Annotated in this window: 8 protein-coding genes and 1 pseudogene; 4 read left to right on the forward strand and 5 right to left on the reverse strand. The window is 60.2% G+C overall.

Features of this window, described 5'->3' with window-relative positions:
• Window positions 1-22: 22 nt before the first annotated feature.
• Genes ACZ0AI_RS23985 through ACZ0AI_RS23995 form a run of 3 tightly spaced genes read left to right on the forward strand, consistent with a single transcriptional unit; the run spans window position 23 to window position 4,922 of the window.
• A complete protein-coding gene (locus tag ACZ0AI_RS23985) occupies window positions 23-1,369 on the forward strand; it encodes a TolC family outer membrane protein (protein WP_463563997.1) in 1,347 nt (448 codons plus the stop codon).
• A 33-nt stretch (window positions 1,370-1,402) separates the two neighbouring features.
• Window positions 1,403-3,559, forward strand: a complete 2,157-nt coding sequence (locus tag ACZ0AI_RS23990; RefSeq protein ID WP_463563998.1) for a type I secretion system permease/ATPase — start codon at window positions 1,403-1,405, stop codon at window positions 3,557-3,559.
• Window positions 3,549-4,922 carry an HlyD family type I secretion periplasmic adaptor subunit gene (locus tag ACZ0AI_RS23995; RefSeq protein ID WP_463563999.1) on the forward strand — a complete coding sequence of 458 codons (1,374 nt, stop codon included), beginning with the start codon at window positions 3,549-3,551 and terminating at the stop codon, window positions 4,920-4,922. The genes ACZ0AI_RS23990 and ACZ0AI_RS23995 overlap by 11 nt, the downstream gene beginning before the upstream one ends.
• 14 nt (window positions 4,923-4,936) lie before the next feature.
• Here ACZ0AI_RS23995 and ACZ0AI_RS24000 read toward each other — a convergent pair whose 3' ends face one another.
• From ACZ0AI_RS24000 to ACZ0AI_RS24010, 3 genes are read right to left on the reverse strand one after another with little or no spacing between them, the layout of a single operon-like run.
• Window positions 4,937-6,040, reverse strand: coding sequence for an enoyl-CoA hydratase/isomerase family protein (locus tag ACZ0AI_RS24000; protein ID WP_463564000.1), 1,104 nt, complete (start codon window positions 6,038-6,040; stop codon window positions 4,937-4,939).
• A gap of 31 nt (window positions 6,041-6,071) precedes the next feature.
• Window positions 6,072-6,890, reverse strand: coding sequence for an enoyl-CoA hydratase (locus ACZ0AI_RS24005; RefSeq protein ID WP_463564001.1), 819 nt, complete (start codon window positions 6,888-6,890; stop codon window positions 6,072-6,074).
• A gap of 26 nt (window positions 6,891-6,916) precedes the next feature.
• The gene (locus ACZ0AI_RS24010; RefSeq protein WP_463564002.1) at window positions 6,917-8,164 is read right to left on the reverse strand and encodes an ABC transporter substrate-binding protein; all 1,248 of its coding nucleotides are present in this window, start codon (window positions 8,162-8,164) and stop codon (window positions 6,917-6,919) included.
• 194 nt (window positions 8,165-8,358) lie between these two features.
• On the opposite strand from ACZ0AI_RS24010, the pseudogene ung reads away from it, so the two are divergent.
• Window positions 8,359-9,052, forward strand: a pseudogene (gene ung, locus ACZ0AI_RS24015) (uracil-DNA glycosylase).
• On the opposite strand, the gene ACZ0AI_RS24020 reads toward ung, so the two are convergent.
• Both ACZ0AI_RS24020 and ACZ0AI_RS24025 read right to left on the reverse strand, forming a co-directional pair.
• Window positions 9,053-9,907 (reverse strand): DUF6279 family lipoprotein, encoded by an 855-nt coding sequence (locus tag ACZ0AI_RS24020; RefSeq protein WP_463564004.1) that lies wholly within the window; start codon window positions 9,905-9,907, stop codon window positions 9,053-9,055. It abuts the pseudogene before it with no gap.
• Between the two features lie 117 nt (window positions 9,908-10,024).
• On the reverse strand, window positions 10,025-11,080 hold the full coding sequence (locus ACZ0AI_RS24025) for an AbrB family transcriptional regulator (RefSeq protein WP_463564005.1): 1,056 nt from the start codon (window positions 11,078-11,080) through the stop codon (window positions 10,025-10,027).
• Window positions 11,081-11,229: the final 149 nt, after the last annotated feature.

Genomic DNA, 11,229 nt, shown 5'->3' on the forward strand with positions numbered 1-11,229 from the left:
TTTTATAGGGAATTCATAGATCATGCGTTTCATTGCCATTCTTCCTCTTGCCCTCGCGATTTCCGTTTCGGCCCAGGCGCAAACACTCACCGAGGCCATGCAGAATGCACTCAACGTGCATCCTGAAATCCAGTCGGCTATCAACGCCCGGATGGCGGTCGAAGAGGAAATGAAGGTTGCCAAGGCTGGCTACCTGCCGCGGGTCGAGCTGCAGGCTGGATATGGTCGCGAAGGTACTGACAACAACAGTACCCGCGGCGTTGATGATCGCGGCTATCGCACCCTCAATCGCTCCGAATCCAGCCTAACCGTGCAGCAGATGCTGTTTGACGGTTTCGCCACTCGCGGGGAAGTGGCCCGTCAACGTGCGACGGTCAACGCCCGTGCCTATGCGTTGCTGGCGAACTCCGAGCGCACTGCGCTGGAGGTCGCCCAGGTCTATCTCGAAGTACTGCAGCGCCAGGATCTCATGCGTCTCGCAGAAGAGAATTTGCGCAGCCACGAGCGTATTTACGACCAGATTTCGTTGCGCAGTGAGCGCGGGGTAGGGCGTATGGCCGATCTGGATCAGGCCGAAGCCCGCCTCGCGCAGGCGCGAAACAATCTGCTTACCGAGCAGACCAATCTGGCTGATGCGCAGGTGACTTATTTCAGCGTAGTGGGACGCGAAGCTACTGACTTGAGCATGCCCGACAGCATGGGTGTGCATCTGCCTGAAAACTTGACCGCCGCCCGTGACGAACTGATGGCCAACAACCCCAATATCAGTTCTGCCGAGGCCGATGTGAAGGCCACTGAGGCCCAGTATCAGACAGCCAAGTCTTCTTTCTACCCACGCCTGGATGCTGAGCTGTCGACTGGCGCGAACCACAACGTCGATGGTGTGGAAGGGCAGAGCAACGAATGGCAGGCGATGGTGCGCATGCGTTACAACCTTTACGCGGGTGGTAGCGACAGCGCCAACGTGCGCTCCAAGGCTTACCTGAGTAACCAGGCCATGGATATCCGCAATAACGCATTGCGGGTTCTCAATGAAGAAGTCGGCCTGGCCTGGAACGCATTGCAGAATGCCCGTGCACAGTTGCCGATCGCCCAGCAGTACGTCGATCACAGCTCCCGAGTACGCGACTCTTATCAGAAACAGTTCGGCCTGGGCGAGCGTACTTTGCTCGATCTGCTGGATAGCGAGAACGAGTACTTCACTGCTGCCCGTCGTCTGGAAGAAGTGCGCTTCACCGAGTTGTTCACCCACTACCGGATCAAGGCAACCACGGGCACGTTGCTCAAGAGCCAGGGCATCGCGGCGCCAGTCGCTTCGGTACCGCTGGATATCATCAAGGCCGATGTGCAACTGCCCAAGTTGAACTAGAGTCAGGTTTTTCAGGTAAAGGGTAATTGTGCAGTGGCAGTAGAACCTGATCCGTCCCAGCCGCGTAACGATCCTCGGGATCGTTACGATGATCCCTTGCTGGATAGTCTGCTGTCCTTGTGCAGTCTTCATCAGAAGTCCGTTAGCAGGGCCATGCTCACCGCTGGGCTGCCCCTTCCCAAGCAGCGCCTGAGCGCCGAACTGTTGCCGCGTGCAGCGGCTCGTGCCGGGCTGCAGGGGCGCTGGTTGCGCCGCAGTCTGCAAAAGATCCCCGAATTGGCGATGCCCGCGCTGTTGCTGTTGCGCGATGGTCGCAGCGCCTTGTTGCTGGGCTGGGAGGCCGATGGGCAGGCGCGAATTATGCCCAGCGAGACCGAGGGTGGCGAGGTTCGGGTCAGCGTCGAGACCCTGGCTGAGGATTACAGTGGGCGCGTGTTCTTCGCCCAGCCTCAGCACAAATTCGACTTCGCCCGTGGCGAGCTGATCCCCCGGGCGGGTTCCTGGTTCCGTGACACCCTTATGCGATCGCGCTGGTTGTATATCGACGCGGTCGCTGCCAGCTTGCTGATCAATCTGATCGGCCTGGTCACCCCATTGTTCGTGATGAACGTCTACGACCGCGTGGTACCGAACCAGGCGGAAGCGACCCTGTGGGTGCTGGCTGTTGGTATTTGCGGGGTGTTCATCTTCGATCTGCTGCTCAAGACACTGCGTGGTCTGTGTCTGGATCTGGCGGGCAAGAAGACCGACATGATCGTCTCGGCCACTCTGTTCGAGCGGATCATCGGCATGGCGATGAAGCATCGACCGGCGCGGGTCGGCAGCTTCGCCCAGAACATTCACGAATTTCAGAGCCTGCGTGATTTCCTCGCCTCACTGACGTTGGCCAGCGTTATCGACCTGCCGTTCACCGTCCTGATTCTTGCCGTAATCGCCTATCTCGGCGGGCATCTGGTATGGATTCCGATCCTGGCGTTCCCGCTGGTCGCCCTGATTGGCTGGGCCCTGCAGCGGCCCTTGGCACAGACCATGGAGCGCAGCATGGCGCTGGCTGCCGAGCGCCAGTCCGGGCTGATCGAAAGTCTGGCCGGCCTCGATGCGGTGAAGGTCAATAATGCCGAAAGTGAACGCCAGTATATGTGGGAGCAGACGATCGGCACCCTCGGGCGTTTCGAATTGAAGGCGCGCATGTTGTCGAGTCTGGCGATGAACTCGACGTTGCTGCTGCAGCAATTGGCGGGTGTGGTAGTCATCGTGCTCGGTGTGTACCAGATCATCGCCGGCAACCTGAGCATGGGTGGTCTGATCGCCTGCTACATGCTTAGCTCGCGAGCCCTTGGGCCGTTGGCGCAGGTGTCCGGTTTGCTGATCCGTTATCAGCAGGCCCGCGTGACCCTTGAATCCGTCAATCACATGATGGAGCTGCCCCAGGAACGCCAGGCCGATGAGCGCCCGCTCAAGCGTCAGACGCTGCAGGGTGGGATCGAATTCCGTCAGCTGGATTTCCATTACCCCGATCAGCAGCAGGCCGCGCTGCAGGGCATCAATCTGATGATTCGTCCTGGTGAGAAGGTCGGCATCATCGGCCGCAGCGGCTCAGGCAAAAGCTCACTGGCTAAGCTGATCGTGGGCCTTTATCAGGCCGATGCTGGTAGTTTGCTCGTCGACGGTATCGATGTGCGTCAACTGGATGTCAGCGACGTGCGCTACAACATCGGCTACGTGCCGCAGGATATCCAACTGTTCGCCGGCACGCTGCGTGACAACCTGGTGTCCGGTGCGCGCTACGTCGAGGACGAACTGGTGCTGCAGGCATCCGAACTTGCCGGCGTACACGAATTCGCGCGGCTGCACCCCAATGGCTATGAGTTGCAGGTGGGCGAACGCGGCCAGAACCTTTCCGGTGGCCAGCGCCAGAACGTCGCGCTGGCTCGAGCCTTGCTGCTTGATCCGCCGATTCTGCTCCTTGACGAACCCACCAGCGCCATGGACAACACGGGCGAGGAGCGCCTCAAGCAGCGCCTCGCTGCGATCAGCAAGAACAAGACCTTGCTGCTGGTAACGCACCGCGCCTCGATGCTCACCCTGGTCGAGCGCCTGGTCATCGTCGACCGTGGCCGCATCATCGCCGATGGCCCGAAAGAGAGCGTCATGGAGGCGTTGAAGAAGGGGCAGATCAGTGTCAGTTAGAGACTCTTTAAAGCGCTTTTTTCGTGGTGTCTCTTCTTACTTCGGCCCTCGTGACGAAATAGGCGACGAGCCGCTGCCGGAAGTTCGCAAAGCCCTCATCGAAGATGCGCCCAGGGTCATGCGCCTTACCCTATGGGGCATCATTGCCTTCGTGGTGTTCTGCCTGCTTTGGGCCAACTTCGCCGAGGTCGATGAAGTCACCCGTGGTGATGGCAAGGCCATTCCATCCTCACGGCTGCAGAAGATCCAGAACCTTGAGGGCGGCATCGTTTCCGAGCTGTTCGTGCGCGAGGGTCAGATTGTCGAGGCGGGTGCGCCATTGTTGCGCCTCGATGACACCCGTTTCGCCTCGAATGTCGGCGAGACCGAGGCTGATCGCTTGTCGCTGTCCATGCGCGTTGAACGCCTGAGTGCGGAAGTTGATGGGCGCGAGTTGGCGATCCCTGACGATATCGCTGCAAAGGCGCCAGGCCTGGCGCAGAGTGAAAAGCAACTGTTCGCCAGCCGTCAGCAACAGTTACAGGATGAAGTTGCCGGTTTGCAGGAACAACTGATCCAGCGTCGCCAGGAAGTCCGTGAGTTCGTCTCCAAGCAAGGCCAGTTCCGCAACAGCCTGGAGCTGCTGCGTCAGGAGATTCGTATGTCCGAGCCGCTGGTGGCAGAAGGTGCGGTATCGCCGGTGGAAGTCCTGAGGCTAAAGCGGGCGGAAGTCGAGAGCCGTGGTCAGTTGGATGCCACTGGCCTGGCTATCCCCCGTGCGGAAGCGGCAATCAAGGAAGTAGAGCGCAAGATCGATGAAACCCGTGGGCGCTTCCGCAGCGAGGCGTTGACTCAATTAAACGAGGCGCGCACCGACCTGAGCAAGATCCAGTCTACTGGTAAGGCGCTCGAAGATCGTGTTAACCGTACTCTGGTGACGTCGCCCGTACGCGGTATCGTCAAGCAGTTGCTGGTCAACACCATCGGCGGCGTGATCCAGCCGGGCAGCGATATGGTCGAGATCGTGCCGATCGATGACACTCTGCTGGTGGAAGCGCGTATTCGCCCACAGGACATCGCCTTTCTGCACCCCGGCCAGGAAGCCGTGGTCAAGTTCACCGCCTATGACTACACCATCTACGGTGGCTTGAAGGCCAAGCTGGAGCAGATCGGCGCGGATACCGTGACCGATGAGGAAGGCAACAGCTTCTACCTGATCAAGCTGCGTACCGAGAAAAGCCATCTCGGCACCGAAGAGCGCCCGCTGCTGATCATTCCTGGAATGGTGACGTCGGTGGATATCATCACCGGCAAGAAAAGCGTGCTGAGCTATCTGCTCAAACCGATTATCCGCGCCCGCGCCGAAGCTTTACGCGAGCGCTGAAACGGCAACAGATCCTAGCCGAGGTGAGCCAGTGGGTGCTCACCGTCGAGCGTGGTGAAATGCGACTCGACCACCTGCGCTGGCACGCTACTTACATCGGGCCAGTGCCAGCTCGGTGCGTGATCCTTGTCGATTAGCCTGGCCCGCACGCCTTCAGCGAATTCCGGAAGTCGGCAGCAGTTCAGGCTCATGCCGTATTCCATTTGGAAGACCTGAGCCAGAGACAGGTTTCGCGCCCGCTGGATTTGCTCCCACACCAGGTGGCCCGTGAGTGGGCTTCCTCCCAGCATTGTCTTCGCGGCTTTTGCCAGCAGGGTATCGTCATCATTCTCTAGCGTCGCCAATGCTTTCCAGCTCAGGGGCAGGTTGGCCTGATCGAGCAGCGTATCAATACGCTCCCGTCGCGGTAGCCACTGGGCAGCGGGCAGTTCGCTGCGTGCTTGTTGTTCCAGTGCCTTGAGCAGGCTGTGCAGCTGCAAATGTGCTTGGTCGCGCCAGTTCATTTGAATCAACCCGTCGATCAACGCATCCTGCTGGGCATCGAGCATGAAACGGTCGGCCAGACTCAGGTCGAGAGCATCGTGGGCGTTCAGCGGGCTGGCCGTCAGACCAAAGAACAGGCCGAGCTTGCCGGGGAGTCGGGACAGGAAATGACTGGCACCGACATCCGGGAACAGGCCGATGCTGACCTCGGGCATGGCCAGGCGGCTACCCGGCGTGACGATGCGAATGCCAGCGCCCTGCAGCAGCCCCATGCCGCCGCCCAGTACATGGCCGTGGGCCCAGCAGATCAATGGTTTGCGGTAGGTATGCAGGTAGTGATCGAGTCGGTATTCATGGGCGAAAAAACGTTGCGCCAATTCCGGTGTTTCACCGGGGTTAGCCAGGCAGCGTTTCGCCAACTGCACCACGTCGCCTCCTGCACAGAATGCCTTGCTGCCGTTGCCGCGCAGCAATACGCAGGCGATGCGTGGATCGTCAGCCCAGGCTCGTAGGCGATCGTATAGGGCATCGATCATCGGCAGCGACAGGGCGTTGAGGCTGTTGGGAGCGTCCAGGCTGGCGATGCCTATCTGGTAGCCATGCAGGCTAGGGCGTTCTTCAAAGATGACATTCATGTCGGCTCTCAGAGGCTGTTGCCAATAAACATCAGGTGTTGCGCCACTGCGGCGGGCGCTTTTCCAGAAAGGCATTGACGCCTTCGCGGGTATCAGCGGCATCGAACAGATCGACGAAGCGCTCGCGCTCGGTAGGCAGCCAAGTGCTTGGGGCACGTTCGCGGGCGCCCTGAATCAAGGGTTTTATGGCACGCACTGCCACCGGGCTCTGGCTGGCCGCCTTGGAGGCCAACAGCAAGGCATGGCCGCGAGCCTGACCATGATCGACCACCTGCTCGACCAGGCCGATACGCAGCGCCGTTTCAGCATCGATTCGTTCGCCACAGAGAATCATACGCTTGGCCCAGCCTTCACCCACTAACCACGGAAGGTGCTGCGTACCGCCGGCACAGGGCAGCAGGCCGACGCTGGCTTCCGGGAGTGCCATCATGGCTTGGCGCTCGGCGATGCGAATGTCACAGGCCAGAGCGCATTCCAGGCCGCCGCCCATGGCGTAGCCATTGATCGCGGCAATCGACACCCCCCGAAAATCACGTAACTGCTCGAAGGCTTCACCGAAGCGGCTGGCCATCTCACGGGCACGGGCTTTGTCACCATCAGCGAACAGTTTCAGGTCTGCGCCCGCGGAAAAGAATTTATCGCCCTGGCCGGTGAACACCAGCGCATAGATATCGTCGTCACGGTTTAAATGTTCGATCAGATATTTGAGTCCAATCAGCGATTCGCGATCCCAGGTGTTGGCCGGCGGATTGTTGATAGTCAGCAGCGCCGTATGGCCATGCTTTTCCACGGTGAGCTTGTGGGTCAGGTCGAAGATACCGGGTTTGTAAGGTTCGATTGCCGTACTCATGGGGCGTCCTCTTCAGTGCCTGCTACTCACTTTAGCGTCAATGGCTGGCCTGCGTTGCGTCGTTCGGTCTGCCAGGTGTTCAGGTCGGGCAGGCCAGTGCCGCCGTCCAGTCGTTCGACAATGTCGAAATAATCCTGCTTGAGCGGATCCTTGAGCACCTCGGAGCGGGGTTTCACTTTCACGGCATATACCGTCTGTATGTTCTGATGGTCGAAGCTGCGCCATTGCTGGCGATCCTTGAGCAGCGTATAGCTGTGGCCTTCCAGCGCCTTGATCAGGGCTTCGCTGTCCAGGCTGCCAGCACGCTTGGCTGCATCTGCCCATTGCTGGACGATGCTGTAGGCCGAGGCAGCCGAGCTGGACGGATACATGGCGTAGCGTTCGCTGTAGGCCTTGACGAAGGCTTTGCCGGGGGCTGAGTTTTCCAGCTCTGGGACGCGCCATGTCCACGGCTCGGTGCCGACCACGCCTTCCATCAAGCCGGGACCGGCCTGTTCGACGATGCTCTGCGTGAGGTTGGGAGCGACGATCTGCATGCGTGAGGTGAGTCCGAGATCCTTGGCAATACGCATCGCTCGCACCAGATCTTCTCCAAACAGTACCAGAGCCAGCACCTCGGCATTGCTGGCAGCTGCCTGGGTCAGTGCATTCTGGTAATCGCCCAGATTGGCGCCGGGAAAGGGCACCTTGAGACCAGGGTGCTTGGCTGAATCCTCGGTCTTGGTGGTCTGCCGCAGAGAGCTCTCGGTGGTATTGCCCCAGGTGTAATCGGCGGTGACGTAGAAGTAGCGTTTGTCAGGCAGTTGTTTGTTCAGGTACTGCCCCAGTACCTGGGCGCTCATCCAGGCGTTGTTGCACTCGCGGAACATGTAGCGGTGTCCGTCTTTGCCGGTGGTGTCGTTGGAGTAGGTGAGGGTACCGAAGTAGAGCAGGCCATGCTGTGCCGCTCGCTTGCCAGCGGCAATGGCCACCGCGCTGGAGGCGCCACCGAAGAGCATCGATGCACCCTCTTTGGCCAGCTTGTCGACATTGCGTTCGGCCTTCTCCGGGCGGGACGCGTCGTCCAGGCTGGACAGGCGCAGGCTTCGGCCCAGTACGCCACCTCCAGCGTTGAGCTCGTCGATGGCCAGTAAGGCGCCACGCATCTGCGCCAGACCTTCCTCCTTGTAGCTGCCGGTACGTGGATAGTTGAGGCCGAGTGTGATGGGGTCGGCGGCCTGCGCACAGGCATTGAATCCGACGCACAGGGCGAGAAAGGCGAGCAATCGTCTCATGATGTGTTCCTTGTTTTTATTGTGGTGTTGACCGCTCCGTTTTACGCTTTTCTCAGCCAGATGTGTGATTCGCTTTTGGTATAAGAAGTTGTTCTTGGTCGATCATTTTTGAATGACCGCTCCGGCCGCCGGCCTTGACTTGATCTGTGTGCTTCTCTAGCGTGCCGATTCCATTGATTTACCCGGGAGCAGGCATGTCCGCCGCAGATAAGGTCAAGCTGGAAGCCGGCTGGAAACAGGCGCTTTACGAGGAGTTCGACAAGCCCTACATGAGTGCGCTGGGCGATTTTCTGCGTCAGGAAAAGGCGGCTGGCAAAGAGATCTATCCGCCGGGACCGGCTGATTTTCAATGCGCTTGATTCCACCCCCCTGGATCAGGTCAAGGTGGTGATCATCGGTCAGGATCCCTATCACGGCCCAGGCCAGGCGCATGGCCTGTGCTTCTCGGTGCAGCCGGGCGTCGCCACGCCGCCGTCGCTGGTGAACATCTACAAAGAACTCAAGCGCGACCTGAACATCGACATTCCCAGCCATGGTTATCTGCAATCCTGGGCCGAGCAGGGCGTGCTGCTGCTCAACACATCGCTGACCGTTGAGCGCGCCAACGCAGGCTCTCACGCCGCCAAGGGCTGGCAGCCATTCACCGACCGGATCATTTCGGTTGTCAGTGAGCAGCGTCCGCGTCTGGTGTTCCTGTTGTGGGGGGCGCATGCGCAAAGCAAGGAGCGGCTGATCGATACCAGCAAGCATCTGGTACTACGTTCGCCGCATCCGTCACCGCTGTCCGCGCACCGCGGCTTTATCGGTAACGGTCACTTCAGCCGCACCAACAAGTTCCTCGAGCAACATGGCCTGGCACCTATCGACTGGCGACTGCCCCAAGGTTGATCAGCCAGTACAGATCTGGCCTGCCAGATCGCTCTGTATGGATGCGAAGCGTTTGGCCGCCTGAGCTCGCTGTTTGTCATCGGCGGCTGCCAGCAGGTCACTGAGCAGGGCAGCCATGGCCTGACGTGATTCTTCGTAGGCTTGCTTTGCCTGTTCGTCGTGGGCGCCGCGGCGGTTCTCCAGTACCTGGGTCATGCGTTCGGGGTAGTCCGCTTCATCGCGTGCGTCCAGCGCCGCACGAAACTCACTCTGCCAACGGGCGCGATTTTCCAGCCACTGACGATTCTGATCGCGGCGCTCGCTGGCCCATTCGCCAATTCGCGCACGCTGTACGTCATTCAGTTTTCCTAACCAGGGCGTCAGGCGTTTCTCCAGACGCTCGGCGCGTTCGCTGATCTGGGTTTCTAGTGGTGGTTCGAGAAACTCCTGGCGATCTTCGAGGTTGTCCTTGTCCATGCGTGCATAGAGGCGCTCGACCTGCTCCGGGCGTAAGTCTCGGAGCAAGGACACCGCGGTGGCATTGGTCTCTTGCACGATGGCGTGGAATGCCAGCTCGGCGTCGAGCATCTGCGCTTCGAGTTGTCCTGCACCGGGTGTCGGCTCTTGCAGCAGATCCTGGGTTCGTTGCAGCCAGTCCACGTAGCGCGGCAGCTCGCTGCTGCAATGCCAGTCGAGGTGCGCTTGCAGGCGCGGCTTGAACCAGGCTTTTTGCTGTGAGTCGAGATCCAGGTACTGGTTCACTCGCCAGGGGATCACCCAGTCGAGATTACGATAGGCCAGGCTGGTCTGGCTGCAGGCGCTCACCAACAGACCGATCGCCAGCAGCAGGGACAGGCTTTTGAGATAACCAGTCATGTATCAACGCCTCTTCGCGAGTACTCCGGAAGACGAGAGTACGTCAGCGATGTGGACAGCGGACGGTCTGACATATTTGGCTAAAAAAGAGCCCGGTATCAACCGGGCTCTGCTGTTTCAGGTGAGTGGTAGTCGCCGCATCCATAAGCGGAACAAGGGTTCCGCCAGAAACATCACCATGAACAGGCGCAATGCCTGTAGCGTCGTGACCAGCGCCACCGAAAGGTGTAACGCTTCGGCGGTCAGGCACAGTTCGGTAATGCCGCCGGGCATCATGCCGAGCATCAGCGACATGGGCTCGATGCCGGCCAGCCATCCAAATCCGGTGCCGAGCAATGCGGCGCCGGCCATGGCCAGCAAGGTAAACATCACTACGCGGGCCAGAAAACCCGGCGCACTGCGAAAGAACGCCCGGTCGAAATGGCAGCCCAGTGCGCAGCCGATCAGCCACTGACCGAGTTGGCCAAGCCACTCTGGTGTGCCGATATGCAGGTCGAACGCTACGCTGGCAGCCGCGCACAGCGTCAGTGGGCCGAGCATCCACGGATTGGGTTGCCCTAGTCGGCCCCAGATCACGGCAAGCAGGGCACCGGCCGGGAGCAAAATCGCCAGCCAGAACCAGTCCACAGTTACTGTCGGTGGTGGCTCCACGCTGGGCAGGCCCCAGGTGAACAAGGCCGGAATCAGCAGGATCACCATCAGCAGGCGCAGGCTATGGGCGGCGGCGATGCGTGCCGGTTGCGCACCGTGGCGCAGCGACAGATTGACCATCTCACTGGCCCCACCCGGCATGCTGGCGAAGAACGCGGTGGCGCGATCGACACCTGAACGGCGCAGCCCAGCGATGCCAATGACGCTAAGTGCAAGCGTTGCGACGACACCGACGGCGATGACCGCCAGGTTGCCCAGCACCTGTTCCAGCACTTCTCCGGTGAAATGCAGACCGATGCCGGCAGCCACCAGCCATTGACCGACCTGTCGCCCGCCGGGCATTTCCCGGCTGAGAACGCCACAGCAGCGCAGGGCGATGACCGCCAGCAGTGAGCCGATGACCCAAGGCAAAGGCCAGCCTATGAGGCTGGCCAGGTAACCACCGAGTGCGCCAACCAGTGGTGTGGGCCACCAGTTGCGCAGGTGCTTCGGGTTGTCGTGCGGGGCGACGCTATCAGGCATTGGCCGCTTCGGCCTTGCGTTGACTGCGCTTACGCCAGCTGCGGTAGAAGGGCAGGACGATCATCGCCACGATCAGTGTCCAGACGCCCCAGGTGATCGGGCTGGCGAACAGGATGCCCAGATCGCCATTGGAGATCGACAGCGCACGA

This window comes from Pseudomonas sp. AC355 (genome assembly GCF_979258205.1).

Excerpts from the sequence above, each read along its gene's own strand:
- ACZ0AI_RS24020 (WP_463564004.1), bottom strand. The coding sequence starts at position 9,907 with ATGACTGGTTATCTCAAAAGCCTGTCCCTGCTGCTGGCGATCGGTCTG.
- ACZ0AI_RS24025 (WP_463564005.1), bottom strand. The coding sequence starts at position 11,080 with ATGCCTGATAGCGTCGCCCCGCACGACAACCCGAAGCACCTGCGCAAC.
- ACZ0AI_RS24010 (WP_463564002.1), bottom strand. The coding sequence starts at position 8,164 with ATGAGACGATTGCTCGCCTTTCTCGCCCTGTGCGTCGGATTCAATGCC.
- ACZ0AI_RS24000 (WP_463564000.1), bottom strand. The coding sequence starts at position 6,040 with ATGAATGTCATCTTTGAAGAACGCCCTAGCCTGCATGGCTACCAGATA.
- ACZ0AI_RS23985 (WP_463563997.1), top strand. The coding sequence starts at position 23 with ATGCGTTTCATTGCCATTCTTCCTCTTGCCCTCGCGATTTCCGTTTCG.
- ACZ0AI_RS24005 (WP_463564001.1), bottom strand. The coding sequence starts at position 6,890 with ATGAGTACGGCAATCGAACCTTACAAACCCGGTATCTTCGACCTGACC.